This window comes from Ancylobacter sp. GW821-FHT10E12 (assembly GCF_058809335.1).
Window position 1 is genome coordinate 12504 of record NZ_JBXASN010000017.1, and the last position, 22243, is coordinate 34746.

A 22243-nucleotide genomic window follows, 5' to 3' on the forward strand; every position below is an offset into this window, starting at 1 on the left:
CCCCGGGATCATCCTGTTCATAGAATGTTCGAGGCTATCCGGCCGCGCCTCCCGCGCGGCCGGAATTTTCCTTGGTGGGCGGAAGCTGGGACCGTTGACGCGGCCCCGGCTTGGCCTCATTCGGCAGCGATTGAATAGCCGTCGCTGTCTTGCGTGTTCGAAGTCTCCACTACCTCGACGGTCTCCCGTACTTCCCTTTGCTTATCCGCCAGCGACGGGGGTTCCGGCGTCCGCATGAGTGAGGGAAGCCAGCCGGTCCCGATAAGCAACTGCTCGGCGGCTTCCGCCATCGCCTGCTTCTTCATGCCCGCCATCCGGTCGGCGGCCTCGTCGCTGACGGCCTCGCGCACGGCGGCGAGGATGTGCGCCTTGGTGATGCGACCGAGATAGGTCCGCGCCGTGGGCGTCCAATGCGCCGTCATGTCGAGGGCAACTGCCGTCGCCAGTTTGTCCGCCGTCGCGTGGGCGTGAGGCTTACGTTCCCAAGGCTGCTTCACGGCATTGACAGTGAGCGAGGCGCAATGGGCGAACAGCGTCATGACGCTGGCATGGTCCAGACCGGCAACGAAGCCCCACAGGTCGGCCACGGTGCGCGGCATATCCGCCGCCCATCCGGCATGACGATCCGCCAGCGCCTTGCCCGCCGCCGTATCCTCGATGCCGTCCGCGTGAGACGCGAGAGTGCTGCTGGTCGGGCGGATTTCTAAGCAAGCAGCGTCCACCCCGCGATAGAAGGTCTGCGCCGCCAGCGCGTGGGTCACGGCGATCAGCGCCATGTCCGGCTGCTCGCCCAGCGCAAGGCGAAGGCCCAGCGTCCGGTGCGAAGTCAGGTCACGGATGAGCAGGTCCGACAGTGGCTTGCCCGCATCCCCGGCGTCCTCGTCCTCCGTCTCGAGCGCGGAATCCGGGTTACCGTCCTCATCCCGTTCGCCATCCTCGATGATCTGGCCATCGCTGTTGATGCGAACGCCATCGATCACGCTTCCGCCTTCACCGTCCGCATCTTCCACGGTTTCAGGCTTTTCGTCCTCGGCCCGGATAAAGCCGCGCTCGATGCGGGCTTCCCCATCATGGGAGAGGATGACGAACACGCCGCCGCAAGCGATCTCGTCGGCATCATAGGCGTGACGCAAAGCGTCGATGCGCTCGATCTCTGCTTCGAGCTCCCCGAACCGCTGATCCACCTCGTCGGGCAGTTCGTCGGCGCTGTCATACTGCTCGGTCAGCGCGTCGTATTCCGCCTGCGCAGCGGCATAGGTTGTCTCGTCTTCCTCCGACAACGCTACCGGATGCGGATAGGTGCGGCGCAGGCCGTTGCCGTGCGGATAGTCGATATGGACGCCCGCCCACTTCCAGCCTTCCCCGGCCTTCACCTTCTCTGCGATCCCGTCCAGCTTTTCGATGACGAGCCGGTCCAGCAGAGCAGCATCTTCATAGAAACCGCCGCGATCCTCGGTGAACAGATCGCGCAGGATCACGCCGCCCGCTTCGGTATAGGTTTCCGCGCCGACGAAGATCGCCCGCCGATCCGTCGCCGCGATGTGCATACGGGTCAGGTCACGTCGAATGGTCGAAGGGTCTTTGTTCCACGACAGGTTCTCGAACACCTGCTCCTGCCGGGCCGGATCGTCCACGATGGCGAAGGCCATCAACTGCTCCAAGGTCAATCCGCCGTCGCGATAGACCTGCATCAGCTTGGGGCTGACAGCACCCAATCGCATCCGCTGGCGCACGACATGGGCCGTGACGCCGAACCGGGCCGCGATTTCCTCCGCACCCCATCCGCGCGTTTCGGCAAGCTCGCGAAAGCGCTCGAACTGATCGGCGGGCGAGAGGTCTTCACGGGTGACGTTCTCGTCCAGACTGATTTCGCTGGCGTCGTTCACGGTGTCGATGACGCAGCGGATGGGTTCGGTCTTCTTGATCTGTTTGCGCTTCACGCGCAGCAACTGCGCCAGCCTGCGGCCTTCGCCGATGATGACGAGATAGAAGCCGGTCGTGGCTCCCTCGGCGTCAAGCTCCGCCTCCACCACGAGGTTTTGCAGGATGCCCTTGGCGTGGATGCTCGCCGCCTTCGCTTCGATGGACGCCTCGCTGTGCGGGGTTTTCCGTGCGTTGTCGGGATGCTTCTTGAGCTTGTTGAGCGGGATGAAAATCTCGGCGCCGTTCTCGGCGGCGGACATGGTGGTGGTTTCGATTACAGCGGTCGTCATAGTCTTTGCTCCTAATGGGCTTGGGTTGAAGCGCAGCGCTGCGCTGCAACCCTGCCCGTCGGCGAGACCGGGGGCGGCAAGGGCCAGGGCGGACGGGGCGGAGGGGGATCACCCGCCGAAAGGCCGCGCCCATGGCGCGGGTCTGCACAAACGTATTTGTGCCCTTGCGACTTTATGGATGTCAGGAAGTGCGGAAGACCGGGGAGACCGCCCCGGCCGGCGGCGCAAAGCGCCGCGCACCCTGGAGCGCGCCAGGGGCGGTGCCCCTCAGTCGAGGCTTACGACAGGGTGCTTTCGGCTCTCTAATATGACGAAGGTCTCTTCAGTCGGCGTCCTGGATGCTTCCTTCGACCTCAAGTGCACGACAGCGAGGAATGTGTCCCGGAATGTCTATCGCGGTTCTCGCCGTGGGCGTGGGAGCCCGCCCGATTTTCTCAATAAGGAGCCGGGGAGTGCGGTGCCAATAGATCCGCCGACATAGTTGCGTGCGATAATCTTTTCCTCCACAAATGAGGTAGAGAAAATTATCGTTGGAGCGATTCGATGACTGCGGTTCGCGTGCTTGCCGATCATCCTGAAGTTGACGCTCGGCTCGCCGACTTCGGCGTCACGCGTCAGGAACTGCTCGAGGTCGTGCGCGGGGTGGTCGCTGCTCGCTCGGACGCGACGTTGGACGATCCCGCCTCGGCTGAGGGCCTGCTCGCGTATATCTATGGCACGCGCTATGTCCGGCAGGTCTTCCAGGCCCATGAATGGGTCCGCTACCGCGAGAACAATGTCGAATCGGTCAAGCATCCCGACCGACCGCTGAAGGTTGTGTACCAGAGCGTCGATCTTGCGGCTGACATGCTTCACAAGCCGCAAGCAGTATCCGGAAAAGGTTCCGGTGCTGACCGCATCATTGCGGTGGGACAGGTGGGGTTGTTCCCGGAGGAGGAGATGTCAGCGGCACGGGATCAGAGCCTCGCGGATCTCCGAACTGGCGTGTGGTTCTTCTGCGTGTCTGTTCAGGGCGACGATGTTCGTGCCGAGTTGTCGCTACCGTCCGGCATATCGGGCGGCAATTTCGAGGGCTTCATCGAGCGCATCTTCATCCTTGGCGGCGGCGAATGGCCGGCGGATGCCATCCTTGATAGCGACCGGCCGGATAGTATCGAATTCGAGCCTGCTGTTTCGCGTCGTTAGGCCATGTTCAACATCGGCCGAATGGAGCTCGCGCGGAAGCGGCGGCGGTTGACCGCCAAAGCCCTCGCCGAGCAAGCAGGTATCTCGCCGGTCACCTTGTCACGTGTCGTCAATGGGCAGCAGGCTCCGGACGAAGACACGGTTGACGGCTTGGTGCGCGCCCTCGAATTTCCACGGGAGTTCTTCTTCCGGGACGACGCTGCACCGATTAGCGCCGATGCCGCCAGCTTTCGAAGCCTGACTGCGATGTCGGCGCGGGAACGTGATGCGGCGCTCGCCGCCGGTTCCTTAGCGTTCGAGATGTCAGCATGGGTGCGGGAAAGGTTCTTACTACCACAGCCAGACCTGCTCGACCTTAGCCATGAACGCGATCCTGCTGGAGCCGCCCGTGCGCTGCGTCAGCATTGGGCTATCGGCGAACGGCCGATCTCACACATGATCAAGCTGCTTGAGACAAAGGGCGTCCGCGTCTTCTCTTTGGCCGAGAACACAAAGAATGTGGACGCCTTTTCCTGCTGGCACGATGGCGAACCATATGTCTTCCTCAACACATTCAAGACGACGGAGCGCAGCCGGTTTGACGCTGCGCACGAGCTGGCCCATCTCATTCTGCACAAGCACGGCGGTCCCAATCAGGGACGCGCAGCCGAGCTTGAGGCACACGCATTCGCATCGTCATTTTTGATGCCTTATGACGACGTCGTGGCGACCGTTCCGTTCGTCCGAAGCCTGGATCAGTTAGTACTGGCAAAGAAGCGATGGGGCGTGTCCGTCGCTGCGCTTGCGCATCGCCTCCACAGGATAGGCCGGATTACCGATTGGAATTACCGGACGTTCTGCATCCAGATAAACAAGCGCTTCGGCACCAACGAGCCTGACAGTCTACCACCAGAGCGTTCTGCGATATGGCAGCGTGTGCTCACGGACCTTTGGCGGGAGGGCGTAACGCGCCAACACGTGGCAGCCCGTTTGGATATTCCTGAGGAAGAACTCGATAATCTGCTGTTTGGGCTTGCCGGCGATGTGAACCGGCCATCCGTCGGCGGTTCTTCTCTCCGACTAGTTCCATGATTGGGGCGGGGCTTGGTTCTGGACTCAACCGGCCGGGGGGCGAGTTCCAACCCGTTGTAGATCTCAAGGCTCGACCAAAGTGGGGCTGTCTGCGATCATCACAGCGGTGACCAGCGATATGCAACGCGTTGTCACGGCTGTGATGATTCGCGGAGCATTTACGATCTGTTGCGGCAATCCGTCGGCACCAACCACGACGTGTCCCAACGCTGCCAGATCACGGGCAACTGGAATTCCAGCCCCACACTTGAGATAAAGCACGCGGCTTAGCGAAGTCTCCATCCGAGGACATCATGGCCGCGCCTGACCAAACACCCAGTCCGATCATGGCGGCACTGGAGAAATTCGAGGCGACTGAGGGAAATCTCGTCAAGCTCGACCGGCTTTGGGCCGAGATTCAAGGCTTGATGCCGAGCGGGATCAACTTCGGCCCGAACGTGGAATACGAGGATCGTTGCCGCTCTTATGGCGCAATCCTATCCGCCCTGCCAAAGATCGACGGCTGGAAGCCGACCGCCGAGCCCCCCGACCTTGATGGCTTGGCGCAGAGCCGCTTCGACGCCATGGAATTGGACGAGCCGACGGCCCAGATCTCGGTGGAGCGCTGGGCGGAAGAACCTGGCCGCGAGCTTCATGAATACCGGTTCCGGCTGAATACCAAACGGCGTGCGCTGATACGTGACGCCCTGACAGGGCTGATCGACGAGGTCGACGCTGACCTCCGCACCTTGCGCCACAAGACAGGGATCGCCGACGACGCCAAGAAACTGGCCGACGTCGACTGGGCAGACCTCCGCAAGCATATCAATCAGATTGAGGTGCTTCTGGGGAGCAGCGTCGACAAACCGGCCCGTTGGAGCGAGCTGCATAGGCATATGCGTTTCGCGGACCCAGGCGACCTGGACGACATCGAAATCACGGATTGGGTTCAGGCCAAGCAAGCCCTTCGCAAAGGGCTGTTTGGCGAGAACGACCCGCTACCGGTGGATGTTGACGATCTGTCGGATCTCGTCGCCTCGCATCCCCGAGGGGCCATCACGACCGAGCTGCGATGGTCCAATCTCAGCGACGAGCTATTCGAGCGCCTGATCTTCAGCCTGATCAGCGACGAACCAGGCTATGAGAACCCGGAATGGCTGATGCAAACGCGGGCCCCAGATCAGGGGCGTGATTTGTCCGTGATGCGGGTCATCACGGACTCCCTTTCGGGAACGTTGCGATTGCGCGTCGTGATCCAGTGTAAGCATTGGCTCTCGAAGAGCGTCAACCTGCAGGAAGTCGCTGGCGCGAAGGAGCAGATGGCGCTCTGGACCGATCCTCGCGTGGACGTGCTCACCATGGCGACAAGCGGCAGGTTCACGGCTGACGCCCTACGATGGATCGAGCGGCACAACGCCAAGGGGGAAAGTCCACGGATCGAGATGTGGGCGGAAAGCCACCTCGAACGGCTGCTCGCGGCAAGGCCCGCTCTAATTGCCCAATTCGGTCTTCGCTGAGACGCATCGCGCCCGACATCGCTAAAGCCCTTCAGTGCTCATAATGTCGCTCAGCATCTGGTTGACGCTTCCGGCCAACGTGGCAAGCCTCCCATCGATGAGATGCGAAAAGCCATTTTCGCCTTCGTGGCGATAGCTGACCTCGAACTCCGCGACAGCCGCTCCCGTCAACGGGACGCCGCGGTCCCTCAGGCGCTCATAGGCGGCGACGACGAAGTTGAACAAGGCGGGGTTGATGTTCACGACCGAGCCGTACCAATGGAACACGTCCTCGCAGGCCGCCCGCGCCTGATCTCGGCGTCTTCCCCTGGCCTCTTCGACCGCTGCGAGGACGGTTTCGCGCGGCGCCAGACACAGAACCATCAGATCCGTCATGATCGGGTAGTCACCGATCGGAACGAGCCTGACCACGTGCCGCAGCTCTTGGTGATGATGGAAGTAGTTCCTCAGGCACTGGAGGGCCGTGAATTCCCGAACGTCGAAGAAATTGAGATCGGCGTCGACCTTCAGTCGATCGTTCAAACTATGCGCCGCTTCAAGCAAGGCGAACAGGGTGTCACGATCCGGCGAAACGCAGTGCGCATGATAGAGCCGAAAGAACCTCTCCGAGGCTGCGCGCACATTCGCCAAATCGGCCGCATCGTTCATGTGTGCCTCCCTATCTGATGGCTGACAGTCCTGCAGGACGCTTCTAGCGCCGAACCTGGACGAAGTCGGCGAGCGCGCGCAGCGCGGGCGGTGTATGACGGCGGCCCGTATAGTAGGGGAAGAAGCCGGGCGTCAGGCTGCCTAGGTCGCGCTTTCGACGCCTGACCATCCGCGCTGAAGCAGCTCGCTTAGGAAGGCGTCCTGGTTCTCCGGCCGCGGCTCCGAGATCGCCGCACCGATCAGAGCGCAGACGCATCGACGTGCGAGACGCCGGGCGTCCAGGCGGGACTGGCTCGAGATGTCCCGCATTGCCTGACCGTGTAGAAAATCACTCCGCTCTTTGAAAAGGCCGCGGTAGCGCTCACCGGCCGCCGGATCGTCCAACAAGGCTGACAAGCGTGCGGCCACGCGTGCGGTGGCTCCGGGGTTCTTGCTCCGTGAAAGCTTGGGTCGCTGCCCAGCATTGTGGTCGTCGGGCATGCCGAGCGCAGCTTCGATCACGGTGATCTGCGCCAAGAATTCGTCGATGCCATCGCTCGCGAAAGCCCGGACGACGAAATGCGAGAGCGGGCCCGCGAACAACGGAGAGGCCCGAGCCGCCACCAGGTCTTCCCAAGCCCCGTCGTTCAGATAGCTTGTTTCTGAGACGGCGGCATTCGTCAGCTGCCATCGGAGCGGCCGTTCGTACTCTTCGGTCTCGCCATCGTCGCCCTGCTGATAATCCTCAATCCACGACAGGGTGTCGGCGGCGGGCGGCGGCGCCTGATACGCGAAGAGATCGCCAGTCAGCGTATACACCCACGGTACTCGAAACGGCCGCCATTCATAATCCCTCATCTCCGTGACGTCCTCCCACGGCGCAGTAAGCAGGGCGAACAGGGCGTCCTCGACCACAGTCGGAAAGCGCGGCTTGTGTGGTTCGATACGGCCTAAATCCTCACGGGCGTCGAAAAAGAACCCCGGTAAGACGCGCGCACCCTCCTCGCCCAGATGCGTCACAGTTTCTTCCACCACAAGCCAGGAAAACTGGCTGAAGCTTTGGCTATCGAAGCACCAGCCCGGCCGTCGTCTCGCCAATTGGTCTGGATCGATGAGATCGTCGAGCTCCTGTCGGGTAAAGGTCCGAATGACGTTGGGGCCAAAGCGAAGGTTCGGGACGTCATCTCCAAGATCCAGCGGACACAAATGCACGCGTTGTGACTCGGTTTGCGTAAATGCGTTCGTAATACGAGCCGCCGCAACATCCGATGGAACGGCCAGGCGCGCAGGCCCGGCTTCAGCCCACCGAAATCCCAAGCGGTAGACCGCTCGGCTCAATGCAGAATTGACCGCATCCTTCGATCCTGCCGATGGAAACAGCCGCCGACAGGTCTCGCGTAGATTCACAAACGTCGGCGCAGCATAGAAATTGCCCTTCATCGGCCCGCCAACGTGCCATAGCGCGTCGACCGCGGCGGCGAGCTCCGATGACACCCAGGCGCTCATGAACCGGTGCCTTCTGCGATGTCCTCGCCGGGGCGTGTGGCGCCGTCGATGATCCGGTCCCAGGATTTCCCCCGGCTTCTTAAATACTCGATCGTCGGGCCAAGGCGATCCCCATACACGCCAATAGTGCGTGCATAGACCGGCGTCCGCAGGGGCTCGGGCATTAGCTCCTTATACGTTACTGCCAGCGCATCCCGTTCGGCGTGCACCGTTCGCGCGATCGTCTCCGCATCGACACCGGCCGCTCGTAGCTCGGAAACCATTTTGCTGAAGCCCCAAACCGATCCTTCGTATTCCGTCCGACCGTCCATCATGCATTCACCAAACGCACCACCCTGAAAGGCTGCAGCACTATAGCCGGGCCGCCAGCCACGCGCGCATAATAGCCGCCAGGATGCGGGCCGAGATGCCAGCAATGTCAGGGGTTAGACTTGCGATCCGTCATTCCAATCATTGAACAGCTGGACCGCGCAGCCGGCGAACTGGCGATCGATCATCCGCTCAATGGGCGGATCGCCTTGATCCTCGTGGACAACGGCCTGGAGCTGATGTGCCATCAGAAATGCGCTGACCTAGTGTTCGATGATCGCCGCCGCAGTCCGCGCCAGCTGACGCCCGACCAACGAAACGATGCGCGTGGCCGAGCCTTCGACAAGAAGATCCGTTTTCTCAAAGACCGCGGTCATATTCCTGCCGAGCAGGTTCAGGCGGTGGCGATCCTTCATGAGTACCGGAACCAACTTTATCACGTCGGCCTTCGCGACGATCCGATCATCGGGCAGCTCGCGCATCTGTATTTCCACCTCGCGGCCGGGCTGCTTGAGGCTCTGCTCGGCGCGAAACGCCATCTCCGCTGGCAGCCCGAAGTCATCAGCGACGCCATACATCGTAGTTTACCGGAGCTCGCGACTGCCAGACACCGCAGAGCTGTTTTGGACGTGGCGGAGCTGCGCACGCGCTTGCTCGCCGCATGTCCCGCGCCGCCCGGATCCGTCGAACCAGCCCTAGGCAGGCACCTACTCGTCAGGATCGACCAAACCGAAGCCGCCTTCAGCTTCATTGCGAAGGGGCGCTCCGGGACGGACGATCCCAACGCCACTCTGCGGACCGTCCAACTTGAGGCTGATACCCTGGCAGAGCTCGTCCGCTACCGCCGTGACGCCGACAAGAGGCTGAAGGCGAAAGGCCTTGAGCCGAAGCCTTTCGACATAGAGCAGCTCTCGATGGCGCGAGGATCAAAAGTCCTCTCGGATCTCAATGTCCGCCTTCTGCCGAGCTGGAAGCCCAGACACTCGAAGCTGCCGTTCGACGCTTGGCGAAAGCAGGCAAAGTCGATCGGCGCAAAGCGCGAAAAATTGACCGCGCTGGAGATGTTTGACCGGGTGAAGAAGGAGATCGACCATCTGGAGGACATCATGGCTGATCCGATCGAGGACATGCATGGCTGGCACCAGCACCTGGAAGATGTCGCCATGGACAGCCGGTAGCACCGATGGATCCGAAATTCGCCGCCCTCACCGAGTCGCTTCACAGCTCATTCGAGAAGCTGATCGCAAGCGAGCCGCATCCGCCCGGTCATCGCTGGCCGCGCCAACGCCTGGCCGGCGTCTACTTGTTCAGTGAGGCGGACCGGCATCTCTACATCGGCCGCACCAACGACTTTCGAGGCCGCTATGGCCGCCACTGCAATCCGGGCGCCTCGCATCGCATGGCCGCGTTTGCCTTCAGGCTAGCTCGCGAAGCGACGGGCAAGATGAAGGCGACCTATCGAACAGGCGACGGTAGCCGCGATGCCCTTGCCACCGATCCCGAGTTCTCCGCCGCATTCACCGAGGCCAAGGCGAGAATTCGATCAATGAACTTCCGCTATGTCGAAGAGACCCATCCCATCCGTCAATGCCTGCTGGAAGTGTACGTGGCAGTGGTCCTCGCCACCCCGTACAATGATTTTGACAACCACTGACTACACGCCCGATCCGGGCATACGGGCCGCGCCCCAATTGGGTCGCGGAAATTCGGGTGACCCTCTCATGGCGCCAAGCGGTTCTGGCCGCTTGCTCTTCCGCGATGGCCGGCTCGGGCGCGGCACTTCTGCCGTCCCAGGGGCTAGGATCAGCGGGCTATCGAGAATGCGGCGGCCATGGAGCATGGTCCGTCGCCAGCATCAATGATGGCGCAGATCGAGGAGATTTGCAGCTTGCTCAGGAGGGCACGCCGCGCGCGTGCTAACCAGAATCGGCGGAACCCCTGCCGACCCAAGGGCGGACGAGTGTTCTTGCATTTGGTGAGCAGCGCTAGCCGAGCGCGCTAGCCCGCGCCTGTTCGGTGGACACCATGTGGACACCATTCCAAAAAACAAAAAGGCCGCCCAAGGGCGACCATCTTGTATCTTTTTGATTTTCTTTAGGAAAACTGGAGCGGGCGATGGGATTCGAACCCACGACCCCAACCTTGGCAAGGTTGTGCTCTACCCCTGAGCTACACCCGCACCGCTCCTTGCCGGGACCAATCGGCGGGCGCCGCGATCCCGAACGGGCCGTCTCTATGCCCCATGCCGCGGCGGATTGCAACGCCCTTTGTCATCCTTTCTCGAAGGCTGTGGAAATGTTCCGCGTGCCCAGCCGGTCCACGCCTTTCCCGGCCTTTGGAGGCGTGGGTTTCAACCTTTCCCGTCGGTCGCCTGTTTACCGAAGGTGCTGGCCGCGGCAACGAAAAGCGCCACATCTTCCGGCGTCGTCGCGAAGGAGGTCACCAGCCGCACCACGTTCGGCGCCCAACGATCGGCATAGAAATAGAAGCCGGCCGCCAGCAGGGCCTCGGCCATGCCCTCTGGCAGCTTGCAGAACAGGATGTTGGCGCCCGCCCCCTCCTGAACCTCGATTCCGGGTATCGTGGCCAGGCCATGCGCCAGTTGCGCGGCCATGGCGTTGGCGTGGCGGGCATTGGCGAGCCACAGGTCGCCGTCGAGATAGGCTTCCATCTGCGCCGCGAGGAAGCGCATCTTGGAGGTCAGATGCCCGGCGCGCTTGCGCCGCAGGGCCATCTCTCCGGCCCGCCGCGGATCGAACAGCACCACGGCCTCGACGCCCATGGCGCCATTCTTGGTGGCGCCGAAGGACAGAAGGTCGACACCGGCCTTCCAGCTCAGCTCGGCCGGGGAGACACCGAGCGCCGCCACCGCATTGGCGAAGCGCGAGCCATCCATGTGCAGGGCAAGCCCCGTCTCCCGGCACACATCGCCGATGGCGGCGATCTCGTGGGACGTATAGAGGGTGCCCAACTCGGTGGCCTGGGTGATGCTGACGCAGGCCGGCTGGACGGAATGCACGTCGCCGAGGCCCTGGCGAGCCTTCAACCGCAACGCTTCCGGGTCGATCTTGGCGAGCGGCCCGTCGACCGGCACCAGCTTGGCGCCGCCGGTGAAGAATTCCGGCGCGCCGCATTCGTCGTTCTCGATATGGCTCAGTGGATGGCACAGCACCGCACCCCAGGGCGGCGTCACCGTCGCGAGGCAGAGCGTGTTGGCGGCGGTGCCGGTCGAAATCAGGAAGACCGAAACCTCACGCTCGAACAATTCGCTGAAGCGTTGCTCGAGGCGGGTGCTGATGGCGTCCGCGCCATAGGAACGGGCCGGGCCATCATTGCAGGCGGCGAGCGCGGCGAGGATCTGCGGCGAGACGCCGGCCATGTTGTCGCTGCCGAAGGCCGGCATGCGGTCTCGGGCGGAAGGCGGAGAGGCCGTCACGGGTGGTTCCTTGCATTGGGCATGACCGATGTCCGGCCGTGCTATTTTTCCGCCGCGCGGTGGCGTGCATCCGCCACCACGTCGACGAAGCCTTGATAGTCCAGCGCGGCGGCGACCTTGAAGGGACCGACGAGATAGACCGGCGTGCCTTGCAATTGCAGGGCCGTGGCCTGCTGGCCGGTACGCTTCAGCAATTGGGCGATGGGGTCGACATGCTTCTCCATATCGGCATCGAGCCGCGCGAGATCGATGCCGGCGGCCTTCAGCGCCGCCGCCATGCCGTCCTCGGTCATGGAGCGGTTCGACAGGCCCATCAGCGCGTGATGGGCGGCCACGTAGCGATCCTGGTACTTGGCGGCGAGCGCGAGGCGGGCGGCGGTGACCGAGGATTTCTGCAGGATCGGCCAGTCCTTGTAGACGAGGCGGATCTTGCCGTCGGCCGCCAGCAGCTTGGTCAGCGCCAGCGAGGACGTCTTGCAGTAGGGGCAGTTGTAGTCGAAGAAGGCGACGATGGTCACGTCGCCGGCCGGGTTGCCGCCCACCGGCGTCTCCGGGTCGAACAGCAGCGCCTCGACGTCGAGCGTCTGCGCCGCCGGGGTCTTTTCGCCGGCGAGCGGAGCGGTGAGCACCGCGCCGAGCGAGACACCCATGGCAGAGCGCAGGAGATTGCGGCGGTCCATCATTGTCTCCGTGGGGCGCGAGGGCTGCGATGGATATCGCATGCTAAGGGTTTGAACGGAAACGAATTCCCTCGAGGATGAGGCAGCTGATATTCTCCGCCGCCGCTTGTGCGAAGGCCTCGTCGTCGAGCCCGGTGCCGAGCAGGGCGTCGATCTGCGCGGCGAAATCGGCATAGTGCTGGGTGGTCGCCCAGATGGCGAAGATGAGGTGGTGCGGGTCGACCGGCGCGAGCTTGCCGGCGGCGACCCAGCCGCGGATCATCGCCGTCTTGGCGTCGACCAGCTGCTTGAGCGAGGTCTCCAGCTCGTGCTTCAGCAGCGGAGCGCCCTGGACGATCTCCAGGCAGAACAGCCGCGAGGCTTCCGGCTGGGTGCGCGAGAACAGGATCTTGCGGCGGATATACTCGCCGATGGCGGTGACCGGATCGCTGTCCGGCTCGATGCCGCGCAGCGGCGCCAGCCATTCGTCGAGCAGGCGGCTGAGCACCGCGACGTAAATTTCCTCTTTGGATGCAAAGTAATAGAACAGGTTGGTCTTGGAGACGCGGGCATCCTCGGCGATCTGCTCGACCGTGGTTCCATGCAGGCCGAAGCGGGAGAACAGGCCGAGGGCGGCGTCGAGAATGGCGGTGCGCTTGGCCTCGATCTGCTTGAGGCGGCGAGGGGTCTTGGGATAGGCGGAGCGGGCGCCGCGCCTCGCCGGCGCCGCCTCCGGCGATGCCTGGCTGCCGGTCGAATCCGGCCTCACCCCGGTGCGTGCCAACGACCGCTGCTCCCTCTCCGTGTCCCGGACTGACATGACATGGAAATCAACGCGGTCGCAATATGAAGCTGGCGCCCACGTCCGCGGAGTTCGACATGCCGTCCATCAAGTCGTTGTTTCTCATCGCCTTTCTGGCATCGATCCCGATGGAATCCCAAGCGCAGGCGGTGCCGGTGGAGGTGCGCGCCACCCCGATCGAGCGCTTCGACGCCAGCGGCCGCACGCGGATCGGCGCCGTCGAGTTCCGGGGAGGGATCGCGCTGACCGCGAGCAACGAGAATTTCGGCGGGCTGTCGGGCATGGTGCTGGATGCCGCCGGCGAGCGACTTATCGCCTTGACCGACAAGGGATATTGGCTTTCGGCGACGCTGGTGTCGGAGGGGGACCGGCCGGTCGGGCTGGCGGATGCCCGCATGGCGCCGCTGGTGGCGGAGAACGGCCGGCCGCTGGCGGCGCAGGGCCTCGGCGACGACGAATCGCTCGCCGTGGCAGGTCAAGGAATGGTGGTCGGCATCGAGCGGCGCCACGAGATATGGTATTTCCCCGGCCCGGATCCGCTGGCGAGCCGGGGGCGGCAACTGATTTCCTTCGAGGGAATCGCCCGGCTGGGTTCCAATGAGGGCATCGAAGCGCTGGTGGCGCCGCCCTCCGGCCAGCCGGCGGCGCTGGTGGCGGTGGCCGAGCAGGACCCGAGCGACCCGTCCATCCTGCCCGGATTCCTGCTCGCACCCTTGCAGGCGCCGCGGCTTGTCGGGCGTTTTGCCATTGAAAGGATTGACGAATTCAGCGCCACCGACATCGCGCTCGGCCCCGACGGCATGGCCTATCTGCTGGAGCGGCGCTACGATCCGCTGCGCGGCGTCGCCATGCGCATCCGCCGCGTCCCGCTCGCGCAACTCGTTGACGGCGCACGGCTTTCCGGCGAGGTGCTGATGGAGGCCCATCGGGCGGCGGCGATCGACAACATGGAGGCGCTCGCCGTCACCCGCAACGCGGCTGGGGAGACCCTGCTCACCGTGATTTCCGACGATAATTTCTCGGCGGTGCAGCGCACGGTGCTGCTGCGATTCGCCGTCGTCGGCGCCGTCCAGTGAGGTGTAGCGTCAGTATGGTGGGGTGTACGATGAGCCCAGCCACGGGTGATCACGCCCAAGTCAAGCTCGATCTCAAGCCCGGCTCGCGCCGGACGTCACGCGGAGGTGGTCGAGGCCGGCGCCGACCAGGGCTTCAGCCGGCCCATCAGCGCGCCATAGGGCACCAGGGCGACGAGCGCGCAGCCGACCTTCACCAGGAAGTCGAAAAACGCGAGGCCGACCCACAGCGGCACCGTGATGCCGGTCGAGGCATAGGTGACGGGGAAGGACATGTCGGCGTCGCCGGCAAAGGCGAGGGAGAAGAACAGCGCGGTATCGAGCGCCGAGCCGATGAGGCTGCCGGCCAGCGGCGCCTGCCACCAGCTCATGCGGCGCAGCCTGTTGAACACGCCGATGTCGAGGAGCTGGCCGACGAGGAAGGCGCTGCCCGAGGCAAGCGCGATGCGCGGGGTGGCGAGCCACACCGACAGCACCACCGCGAGGGCGAAGCCGACATAAACGACGCGCCGCGCCACCGCCGGCCCGAACCGGCGGTTGGTCAGGTCGTTCACCAGAAAGGCGATCGGATAGGTGAAGGCGCCCCAGGTGAGCGCCTCCTCCAGGCCGAGGAACCGGACCGGGTACTGGACCGCGACGTTCGACGTCGCCACCACCGCCATCATGGCGGCGATGGGCAAAGCCAGCGCGAGCGGGGAGACCCGGGTTCCGGCGATCAGCATGTGATCAGGCGGCGACGGCCGCGGCGGCCGTGTTGGCCTTCTCGACCGCGCGCTTCAGCTCGACGGCCGTCTGCGACAGCTCTTCGGTGCGCGCCTTGATCAGGAACGCATCGAGGCCACCGCGATGGTCGACGGTCTTCAGGGCATTGGCGCTCACGCGCAGCTTCACCGAACGCTTCAGCACGTCGCTGGTGAGCGTGACGTTCACCAGGTTCGGCAGAAAACGCCGACGGGTCTTGCGGTTCGAATGGCTCACGCGATTGCCGGTCAGAACTGCCTTCCCGGTAAGTTCACACCGACGGGACATCGTGGACTTCCTTAATGTTCGCAGCTGCCGCGCGCCGGACCCGAATTTCGAGCCTTGCGTCTTGCAGGCAGCATCCGTGAAAGAGTGGGCTCCTATAGGCAAGCCGCTTCGGCGCGTCAAGGCCGAACCTGCTCTCCGGGCATTCCCCCGCCTCGCGAAGCGGTGAAGAGGGCAGCCGGCGCCTGTCACAGTTCCGCCGGCTTCGCCCGCCATCCGAAACATATATAGAGTGATTCCCATCGTGATTCACCGTGCGCCCGCCGCGCGGTAGCCGGAGCGTTCCGTCCCATGCAGCTGCCGCGCCTGCCGATGCTTCTGGCGCTCGCCGGGGCCCTTGCCGGCACCGCTCCCGCCGGCATCGCCCCCGCCTTTGCCGATGGCAAGCTGGAAGCCCGCTACAAGCTGTCGCTGGCCGGCATCGAGCTCGGCCGCGCCGCCTTCCTGCTGGAGGTGGACGACGATTCCTACACCGCCTCCGGCAGCGCCCGGCTGACCGGGGTGGTGCAGGCGGTGTCCTCCGGCAAGGGCTCGGTCGGCGCGCGCGGCGCCGTGCAGCCGGGCGGCCTGGTGCCGCGCTCCTTCGCCATGGAGGCGGAGACCGACAAGAAGTCCGAGGCGATCCGCCTGTCGCTGGCGGGCGGCAACGTCACCGACGCCAAGGTGGAGCCGGCGGTGCCGCCGGCCGACGACCGGGTGCCGATGACCGACAAGGACCGCCGCGGCGTGCTCGATCCGATGACGGCGGCCTTGTTCCTGGTGCCGGGCAGCGGCGAGATGATGGCCCCGAAAAGCTGCGAGCGGCTGCTGCCGATCTTCGACGGGCGGGCGCGCTACGATCTGCAACTGAGCTATGAGCGCGTCGACCAGGTGGAAGCCGAGAAGGGCTATGCCGGCCCGGCCTTGGTGTGCCGCATCGCCTACCGTCCGGTGTCGGGGCACCGCACCAACCGCACCAGCGTCAAATACATGATGCGGAACAAGGACATCTATGTGTGGCTGGTGCCGGTCGCCGGCACGCGGGTGCTCGCGCCGTTCCGCGCCTCGGTGGGGACCGCCATCGGCACCGCGCAGCTGGAGGCGGTGTCCTTCCAGACCGGGCCGATGGTCGCCAAGGGCGCGAGCCCGTCCAAGGCGGCGGTGCCGTAGGGGCGGGGAAAGGGGTGGTGGCGAGCCTTGCCCGCTGCCGAGCCTTGCGCGCCGCCAAGCCTTGCCCGCCGCCCTGATGCCTCGGCTGGGTCCGGCCGGGTGGCGGACGGGGCCGGTTGGTTTCGCCTCCCCAAACTCCGGCCGCATTGTCTGCGTCATGATGGGCGCGTCGGTGCTTCGCCGCCGCGCGCCGGGGCGGGATTCGCCGTTGGCGTGCGGCTCATGCTAAAACGGCCGCCCTTCCGGCTCGACGGATCCGTTGCCTGATGAATATCGCCGCTCCGCCGGACATCGCCAGAACCGCCGCTACCGCCCCGCTGCCGCCCCGGCTGCGCGCGCGCGGCGTCACCGCGGTGCTCGGGCCGACCAATACCGGCAAGACCCATCTCGCCATCGAGCGCATGCTCGGCCATTCCTCCGGGCTGATCGGCCTGCCGCTGCGGCTGCTCGCCCGCGAGGTCTACCAGCGCCTCGTCGACCGCGCCGGCATCGACCAGGTGGCGCTGGTGACCGGCGAGGAGCGCATCAAGCCGCCGGGCGCCCGCTACTGGGTGTCGACGGTGGAGGCGATGCCGCGCGACCTCGACGTCGCCTTCGTGGCGCTGGACGAGATCCAGATCGCCGCCGATCTCGACCGCGGTCATGTCTTCACCGACCGCCTGCTGAACCGGCGCGGGCGCGAGGAGACGCTGCTGCTCGGCGCCGCCACCATGCGTCCGCTGGTGGAGAAGCTGATCCCCGGCGCCTCGATCCTGGTGCGGCCGCGCTTGTCGAACCTCACCTTTGCCGGCGAGAAGAAGATCACCCGCCTGCCGCGCCGCTCGGCCATCGTCGCCTTCTCCGCCGACGAGGTCTATGCCATCGCCGAATTGGTGCGCCGCCAGCGCGGCGGGGCGGCGGTGGTGCTGGGCGCGCTCTCGCCGCGCACCCGCAACGCCCAGGTGGCGATGTACCAGAACGGTGATGTGGATTACCTCATCGCCACCGACGCCATCGGCATGGGGCTCAATCTCGACGTCGACCATGTCGCCTTTGCCGGCGACGTGAAATTCGACGGCTGGCAGTTCCGCCGGCTCAATCCGGGCGAGCTCTCGCAGATCGCCGGCCGCGCGGGCCGCGCCCATCGCGACGGCACTTTCGGCACCACCGGGCGCTGCGAGCCGTTCGACGCCGAGCTGGTCGAGCGGCTGGAGGGCCACCATTTCGACGCCCATCGCGTGCTGCAATGGCGCAACACCTCGCTCGACTTCGCCTCGGTCGACAGCCTGAAGCGCTCGCTGTCCGAGCCGCCGCGCGAGGAGGGGCTGACCCGCGCGCCCACCGCCACCGATGTCGAGGTGCTGGAGGCGCTGGCGCCCGACCCCGAGATCCGCCGCTTTTCCGGCAGCCGCGCCGGGGTGGAGCGGCTGTGGGAAGCCTGCCAGCTGCCGGACTACCGCAAGGTGTCGCCGGCCTCGCATCGCGACCTCGTCAGCACGGTTTACGACTACCTGATGCGCGAGGGCCGGCTGTCCGCCGACTGGTTCGGCAAACAAGTGGCCTTGGCGGACCGGACGGAAGGTGACATAGACACGCTGTCGGGACGTATCGCGCAGATCCGTACATGGACCTTCGCGGCCAACCGTCCCGACTGGCTCGACGATCCCGAGCACTGGCAGGGAATTACGCGGCGCGTCGAGGACAGGCTCTCCGACGCGCTACATGAGAGGCTGGCAAACCGTTTCGTCGACCGACGGACGAGCGTCCTGATGCGGCGCCTGCGGGAAAACGCAATGCTTGAGACTGAAATCACCAAGACCGGCGACGTCGTCGTGGAAGGCCATGTGATCGGCCATCTGCTGGGCTTCCAGTTCGCGGCCGACGCCTCCGCCGGCGGGCCGGAGGCGAAAGCCTTGCGCGCCACCGCCCAGAAGGCGCTGGCCGGCGAGATCGAGGCGCGCGCCGCCCGGCTGGCGGAGGCCGGCGACGACGCCTTCGTGCTCTCCGCCGACGGCACGCTGCGCTGGATCGGCGACCCGGTCGCCAAGCTGATCCCCGGCGACGAGGTGCTGGCGCCCCGCCTCAAGATCATTTCCGACGAGCACCTGACCGGCCCGGCGCGGGACCAGGTCCAGGCGCGCATCGACCTGTGGCTGAAGGCGCATACCGAGAAGCTGCTCGGGCCGCTGCTGGCGCTCGGCCGCGCCGAGGACGTCACCGGCATCGCCCGCGGCATCGCCTTCCAGCTGCTCGAATCGCTCGGCGTGCTGGAGCGCCACAAGGTCGCCGAGGAGATGAAGGGCCTGCCGCAGGAGCAGCGGGCGCTGCTGCGCGGCTATGGCGTGCGCTTCGGCGCCCATCACATCTACCTGCCGGCGCTGCTGAAGCCGGCGCCGCGTTCGCTCGCCGCCCAGTTCTGGGCGCTGAAGCATGGCGGCCTGCAGCAGAAGGGCCTCGACGAATTGCCGCACCTGGCGGCGTCCGGGCGCACCTCGATCGCCGTCGACCCGGAGATCCAGAAGGGGCTCTACCGCGCCGTCGGCTTCCGCGTCGCCGGCGAGCGGGCGGTGCGCGTCGACATCCTGGAGCGCCTCGCCGACCTGATCCGCCCGGCGCTGTCATGGCGTCCCGGCGCCTCCGGCGAGAAGCCGGCCGGCGCCTATGACGGCAACGGCTTCGTCGCCACCGTCGCCATGACCTCGCTGGCCGGCTGCGCCGGCGAGGATTTCGCCTCGATCCTGCGCGCGCTCGGCTATCGCATGGAGCGCCGCCCGGCTCCGGTGCCGGAAGCGGCGCCGGCGGTGACGCAAGCGCCTGCGGCGAGTGTCGAAGTGGTTGCGGCGGATGTCGAAGTGGTTGCGGCCGGGCTCGAGGCGCCCGCGGCCGAGCTCGAGGCGCCGGCCGTGCCGCTCGGCACCGATGTCGCCTTCGACCACACGATGGAGCCGGCGCTGGAAGAGGTGCCGGTCGCCGAGGAAGCCGTCGAGGAAGCCGCGGCCGCGGAGCCGGTTGCCGATGTGACGGCGGTGAGCGGCGAGGTCTTCACCGATCCGGTGTTCGACCAGACGGTGGAGCCGGCGCTGGAAGCCGTCGAGACCGAAGCCGTCGCTACGGAGGCCGTCGCCATCGAGGCGGTGGAAGCCGAAGCGGCCGTGCCGGCCGCCGTCGAGCCTGAATCCGCGGCCGAAGCTTCCGCCGACGTCTCGTCCGAAGTGGCTCCGGCTGTCGAGGCGGTGGCGGTCGAGCCGGCGATGATCGAGGTGTGGCGTCCCGGCCGTCCGCCGGGCCAGCCGCATCGCGGCAGCCATCGTGGCGGCCAGCGCGGCGCGCCGCGTGCCGCCGGGGAGGGCGCCGCCGAGGGCAATCGTCGTCCCGACCGCGGCCCGGCCCGCGACGGGCAGCCGCGCGAAGGTCAACCGCGCGAAGGTCAACCGCGCGACGGCCAGCCGCGCGATGCGCAGGCACGCGACACCCAGGCGAGTCCCGCCGATGGCGAGACCCGCCGCGACGGCCCGCGCCGTCCGCGCCCCGAGCGCGGCGAGCGCCCGGATCGTCCGCCGCGCACCGAGCGTCCCGGCGCCCCGCGTGAAGGCCGCAACGAGGGCCGCAACGAAGGGCGGGGTGATCGCCGCCCGGATTCGCGCAACGACAAGCGCGGCGATTTCCGCAACGAGGGCCGCGGCGACCAGCGTTCCGCCATGCGCAGCGAGCCGCCGCGCCGCGACAAGCCGGTGGACCCGGATTCGCCCTTCGCCAAGCTGCTGGCGCTGAAGGCGAAGATGGAAGCCGACAAGGACGGCAAATAGGCGGGGCGACGCTTGGCCCGCAAGCCCACCCATGACGGCGAACGGCCCGGCGAACGGCCCGGCGAGGGGCCGAACGAGCGGCCGAGCGAGCGCCATCGTCTCGACGTCTGGCTCTGGCATGCGCGCTGCGTGCGCACCCGCAGCGCCGCCGCCGACCTGGTGCGCGCCGGCCATGTGCGGCTGAACGGCACGCGGGTGAGCGCGCCCTCGCAGGCGGTCCGGCTCGGCGACGTCCTCACCGTGGCGCTCGCCGGACGGGTGCGGCTTTTGCGCGTCATCGGCTTTTCGACGCGGCGGGGGGATGCGGATGCGGCGCGGGAGACTTATGTGGAAGTAACCGACGCGCCGCCGGGTGGTACGCACGGCAGCCCTGCGTCCTGAGCGGTCAATGCCGGTTGCGCCGCGGGAAGCGGTGCGCTACGTGAAGGCCGCGGGATAAATCACACGTCCCGCACGGAGACCCTACCAATGCCCTACGTCGTGACGGACAATTGCATCAAGTGCAAGTACACCGACTGCGTTTCGGTGTGCCCGGTCGACTGTTTCTACGAGGGCGAGAACTTCCTGGTCATCCATCCCGATGAATGCATCGACTGTGGCGTGTGCGAACCGGAATGCCCGGCCGAGGCGATCAAGCCCGATACCGAGCCGGGGCTGGAGAAGTGGCTGACGCTGAACGCGGAATACGCCAAGGTGTGGCCCAACATCACCGAGCGCCGCGACCCGCTGCCGGATGCCAAGGAATGGGATGGTGTAGCCGACAAGCTACAGTATCTCTCGCCGGAACCCGCTAAGCAGGACTGACGGGACGGCGCGCCGCGTGCGCCTTTTTCGCCGCCCGTGCCCTGTCCGACCCGCGACCGGCCGCAAGGCCGGGCGTACGCTGCGTCGCGGCAGTGTTTTGATTCTGTGTGAAATTGTGCTATAACCCCTTTCGAGCAGTCGATTGGGTTTGCCATGTTGCAACGCTCCGCGTTTGGAGCGCCTCCCCCGGAATTGATGCAGGGTTTTGTCTGACGCGCTTCGCAAGCGTGCCGGAGGGCGCCCGGTTTTCCGCTGTCGGCTGATGGTACGGCTCCGGTATCCGCCGGTGCCGGGCGTGTCTTATGCCCGGATTGATCCGGGCCGGCATCCGGCCGAGGTGACCGGAGCCGAAGAACCGAGACCCAGGAGCAGGCTCAGCATGTCGACGAAGAAGCCGTCCACCACTATCCGCCAGGGTTTCAAGACGGGCGAGCACATCGTTTATCCGTCCCATGGCGTCGGACGCATCACGTCCATCGAGGAGCAGGAAGTAGCGGGCTTCAAGCTCGAACTATTCGTGATCAGTTTCGAGAAGGACAAGATGACGCTGCGCGTCCCGGTGCCGAAGATCGCCACCGTCGGCATGCGCAAGCTCTCCGAGCCGGTCGTGATGAAGAAGGCGCTGGAGACGCTGAAGGGCCGCGCCCGGGTGAAGCGCACCATGTGGAGCCGCCGCGCCCAGGAATACGAGGCCAAGATCAATTCCGGCGACCTCGTGGCGATTTCCGAGGTGGTGCGCGACCTCTACCGCTCCGACGCCCAGCCCGAGCAGTCCTATAGCGAGCGCCAGCTCTACGAGGCCGCGCTCGACCGCATGGCCCGCGAGCTCGCCGCGGTGGAGAACCTGACCGAGACCGAGGCGATCAAGCTGATCGAGGCGAACCTGCAGAAGGGTCCGCGCCGGCCCGGCAAGGGCGAGGTCGAAGCCGACGCTGACGCCGATGCCGACGTCGAGGAAGTCGACGACGCCGAGGAAGCCGCCGCCTGAGCGGTCCGCTTCATCGAAGCCTTCGTTTCATCGAAACCGTCGTTTTATCGAAACCCAGGAAAGCCCGGCCTCGCGCCGGGCTTTTTGTTGCGCGGTGGGAGGCGCTCGCGGGGA

Annotated in this window: 20 protein-coding genes and 1 tRNA gene; 11 read left to right on the top strand and 10 right to left on the bottom strand. The window is 65.7% G+C overall.

The features are described from left to right. Positions 1 to 116 precede the first annotated feature (116 nt). On the bottom strand, positions 117 to 2213 hold the full coding sequence (locus tag AC1RU4_RS20595) for a ParB/RepB/Spo0J family partition protein (RefSeq protein ID WP_492893012.1): 2097 nt from the start codon (positions 2211 to 2213) through the stop codon (positions 117 to 119). A gap of 543 nt (positions 2214 to 2756) precedes the next feature. On the opposite strand from AC1RU4_RS20595, the gene AC1RU4_RS20600 reads away from it, so the two are divergent. The 3 genes from AC1RU4_RS20600 (at position 2757) to AC1RU4_RS20610 (ending at position 5965) form a co-directional block, all read left to right on the top strand. Continuing rightward, a complete protein-coding gene (locus AC1RU4_RS20600; RefSeq protein ID WP_492893013.1) occupies positions 2757 to 3398 on the top strand; it encodes a hypothetical protein in 642 nt (213 codons plus the stop codon). Between the two features lie 3 nt (positions 3399 to 3401). Then, the gene (locus tag AC1RU4_RS20605) at positions 3402 to 4469 is read left to right on the top strand and encodes a helix-turn-helix domain-containing protein (RefSeq protein ID WP_492893014.1); all 1068 of its coding nucleotides are present in this window, start codon (positions 3402 to 3404) and stop codon (positions 4467 to 4469) included. Positions 4470 to 4762: 293 nt separating this feature from the next. After that, a complete protein-coding gene (locus AC1RU4_RS20610; protein ID WP_492893015.1) occupies positions 4763 to 5965 on the top strand; it encodes a restriction endonuclease in 1203 nt (400 codons plus the stop codon). Between the two features lie 21 nt (positions 5966 to 5986). Here the strand turns inward: AC1RU4_RS20610 and AC1RU4_RS20615 are convergent, their stop codons facing one another. The 3 genes from AC1RU4_RS20615 to AC1RU4_RS20625 all read right to left on the bottom strand — a co-directional run bounded on the left by AC1RU4_RS20615 (position 5987) and on the right by AC1RU4_RS20625 (position 8409). Then, positions 5987 to 6613, bottom strand: a complete 627-nt coding sequence (locus tag AC1RU4_RS20615; RefSeq protein WP_492893016.1) for a hypothetical protein — start codon at positions 6611 to 6613, stop codon at positions 5987 to 5989. A 141-nt stretch (positions 6614 to 6754) separates the two neighbouring features. After that, positions 6755 to 8098, bottom strand: a complete 1344-nt coding sequence (locus AC1RU4_RS20620; RefSeq protein WP_492893017.1) for a hypothetical protein — start codon at positions 8096 to 8098, stop codon at positions 6755 to 6757. Beyond that, positions 8095 to 8409, bottom strand: coding sequence for a cell wall-binding protein (locus tag AC1RU4_RS20625; RefSeq protein ID WP_492893018.1), 315 nt, complete (start codon positions 8407 to 8409; stop codon positions 8095 to 8097). Before AC1RU4_RS20625 ends, AC1RU4_RS20620 begins: the two co-directional genes overlap by 4 nt. A 120-nt stretch (positions 8410 to 8529) precedes the next feature. Between AC1RU4_RS20625 and AC1RU4_RS20630 the strand changes: the two genes are divergently transcribed. Together AC1RU4_RS20630 and AC1RU4_RS20635 are read left to right on the top strand one after the other, a co-directional pair. Next, entirely contained in the window at positions 8530 to 9585 is a 1056-nt protein-coding gene (locus AC1RU4_RS20630; protein WP_492893019.1) for a hypothetical protein, read from the top strand. 5 nt (positions 9586 to 9590) lie between these two features. Continuing rightward, complete coding sequence (locus tag AC1RU4_RS20635; RefSeq protein ID WP_492893020.1) at positions 9591 to 10061, top strand: GIY-YIG nuclease family protein; 471 nt, start codon at positions 9591 to 9593, stop codon at positions 10059 to 10061. A gap of 450 nt (positions 10062 to 10511) precedes the next feature. Here AC1RU4_RS20635 and AC1RU4_RS20640 read toward each other — a convergent pair. The 4 genes from AC1RU4_RS20640 to rutR all read right to left on the bottom strand — a co-directional run bounded on the left by AC1RU4_RS20640 (position 10512) and on the right by rutR (position 13286). Further along, a tRNA-Gly gene (locus AC1RU4_RS20640) sits at positions 10512 to 10586 on the bottom strand. A 171-nt stretch (positions 10587 to 10757) separates the two neighbouring features. Next, positions 10758 to 11843 (bottom strand): threonine aldolase family protein, encoded by a 1086-nt coding sequence (locus AC1RU4_RS20645; RefSeq protein WP_492893021.1) that lies wholly within the window; start codon positions 11841 to 11843, stop codon positions 10758 to 10760. A gap of 41 nt (positions 11844 to 11884) precedes the next feature. After that, positions 11885 to 12523, bottom strand: a complete 639-nt coding sequence (locus AC1RU4_RS20650; RefSeq protein WP_492893022.1) for a DsbA family protein — start codon at positions 12521 to 12523, stop codon at positions 11885 to 11887. 43 nt (positions 12524 to 12566) lie between these two features. Beyond that, the gene (rutR, locus tag AC1RU4_RS20655) at positions 12567 to 13286 is read right to left on the bottom strand and encodes an HTH-type transcriptional regulator RutR (RefSeq protein ID WP_492893023.1); all 720 of its coding nucleotides are present in this window, start codon (positions 13284 to 13286) and stop codon (positions 12567 to 12569) included. Between the two features lie 95 nt (positions 13287 to 13381). Between rutR and AC1RU4_RS20660 the strand changes: the two genes are divergently transcribed. Next, positions 13382 to 14380 (top strand): esterase-like activity of phytase family protein, encoded by a 999-nt coding sequence (locus AC1RU4_RS20660; RefSeq protein ID WP_492893024.1) that lies wholly within the window; start codon positions 13382 to 13384, stop codon positions 14378 to 14380. 95 nt (positions 14381 to 14475) lie between these two features. On the opposite strand, the gene AC1RU4_RS20665 is transcribed toward AC1RU4_RS20660, so the two are convergent. Then, complete coding sequence (locus AC1RU4_RS20665) at positions 14476 to 15099, bottom strand: queuosine precursor transporter (RefSeq protein ID WP_492893025.1); 624 nt, start codon at positions 15097 to 15099, stop codon at positions 14476 to 14478. A 4-nt stretch (positions 15100 to 15103) separates the two neighbouring features. Further along, complete coding sequence (rpmB, locus tag AC1RU4_RS20670) at positions 15104 to 15406, bottom strand: 50S ribosomal protein L28 (RefSeq protein WP_492893026.1); 303 nt, start codon at positions 15404 to 15406, stop codon at positions 15104 to 15106. A 288-nt stretch (positions 15407 to 15694) separates the two neighbouring features. Between rpmB and AC1RU4_RS20675 the strand changes: the two genes are divergently transcribed. The 5 genes from AC1RU4_RS20675 (at position 15695) to AC1RU4_RS20695 (ending at position 22129) form a co-directional block, all read left to right on the top strand. Further along, the gene (locus AC1RU4_RS20675) at positions 15695 to 16552 is read left to right on the top strand and encodes a DUF3108 domain-containing protein (protein ID WP_492893027.1); all 858 of its coding nucleotides are present in this window, start codon (positions 15695 to 15697) and stop codon (positions 16550 to 16552) included. 266 nt (positions 16553 to 16818) lie between these two features. Beyond that, on the top strand, positions 16819 to 20337 hold the full coding sequence (locus tag AC1RU4_RS20680; RefSeq protein WP_492893028.1) for a helicase-related protein: 3519 nt from the start codon (positions 16819 to 16821) through the stop codon (positions 20335 to 20337). A gap of 12 nt (positions 20338 to 20349) precedes the next feature. Continuing rightward, positions 20350 to 20718, top strand: a complete 369-nt coding sequence (locus tag AC1RU4_RS20685; protein WP_492893029.1) for an RNA-binding S4 domain-containing protein — start codon at positions 20350 to 20352, stop codon at positions 20716 to 20718. Between the two features lie 87 nt (positions 20719 to 20805). After that, on the top strand, positions 20806 to 21141 hold the full coding sequence (gene fdxA, locus AC1RU4_RS20690) for a ferredoxin FdxA (protein ID WP_310201932.1): 336 nt from the start codon (positions 20806 to 20808) through the stop codon (positions 21139 to 21141). Between the two features lie 379 nt (positions 21142 to 21520). Further along, entirely contained in the window at positions 21521 to 22129 is a 609-nt protein-coding gene (locus AC1RU4_RS20695) for a CarD family transcriptional regulator (RefSeq protein ID WP_492893030.1), read from the top strand. Positions 22130 to 22243 lie beyond the last annotated feature (114 nt).

Coding starts and splice junctions, on each gene's coding strand:
- AC1RU4_RS20615 (WP_492893016.1), bottom strand. CDS start 6,613: ATGAACGATGCGGCCGATTTGGCGAATGTGCGCGCAGCCTCGGAGAGG.
- AC1RU4_RS20635 (WP_492893020.1), top strand. CDS start 9,591: ATGGATCCGAAATTCGCCGCCCTCACCGAGTCGCTTCACAGCTCATTC.
- AC1RU4_RS20595 (WP_492893012.1), bottom strand. CDS start 2,213: ATGACGACCGCTGTAATCGAAACCACCACCATGTCCGCCGCCGAGAAC.
- rpmB (WP_492893026.1), bottom strand. CDS start 15,406: ATGTCCCGTCGGTGTGAACTTACCGGGAAGGCAGTTCTGACCGGCAAT.
- AC1RU4_RS20620 (WP_492893017.1), bottom strand. CDS start 8,098: ATGAGCGCCTGGGTGTCATCGGAGCTCGCCGCCGCGGTCGACGCGCTA.
- AC1RU4_RS20605 (WP_492893014.1), top strand. CDS start 3,402: ATGTTCAACATCGGCCGAATGGAGCTCGCGCGGAAGCGGCGGCGGTTG.
- AC1RU4_RS20695 (WP_492893030.1), top strand. CDS start 21,521: ATGTCGACGAAGAAGCCGTCCACCACTATCCGCCAGGGTTTCAAGACG.
- AC1RU4_RS20675 (WP_492893027.1), top strand. CDS start 15,695: ATGCAGCTGCCGCGCCTGCCGATGCTTCTGGCGCTCGCCGGGGCCCTT.
- AC1RU4_RS20625 (WP_492893018.1), bottom strand. CDS start 8,409: ATGGACGGTCGGACGGAATACGAAGGATCGGTTTGGGGCTTCAGCAAA.
- AC1RU4_RS20600 (WP_492893013.1), top strand. CDS start 2,757: ATGACTGCGGTTCGCGTGCTTGCCGATCATCCTGAAGTTGACGCTCGG.
- AC1RU4_RS20660 (WP_492893024.1), top strand. CDS start 13,382: ATGCCGTCCATCAAGTCGTTGTTTCTCATCGCCTTTCTGGCATCGATC.
- AC1RU4_RS20610 (WP_492893015.1), top strand. CDS start 4,763: ATGGCCGCGCCTGACCAAACACCCAGTCCGATCATGGCGGCACTGGAG.
- fdxA (WP_310201932.1), top strand. CDS start 20,806: ATGCCCTACGTCGTGACGGACAATTGCATCAAGTGCAAGTACACCGAC.
- AC1RU4_RS20680 (WP_492893028.1), top strand. CDS start 16,819: ATGAATATCGCCGCTCCGCCGGACATCGCCAGAACCGCCGCTACCGCC.
- AC1RU4_RS20665 (WP_492893025.1), bottom strand. CDS start 15,099: ATGCTGATCGCCGGAACCCGGGTCTCCCCGCTCGCGCTGGCTTTGCCC.
- AC1RU4_RS20650 (WP_492893022.1), bottom strand. CDS start 12,523: ATGGACCGCCGCAATCTCCTGCGCTCTGCCATGGGTGTCTCGCTCGGC.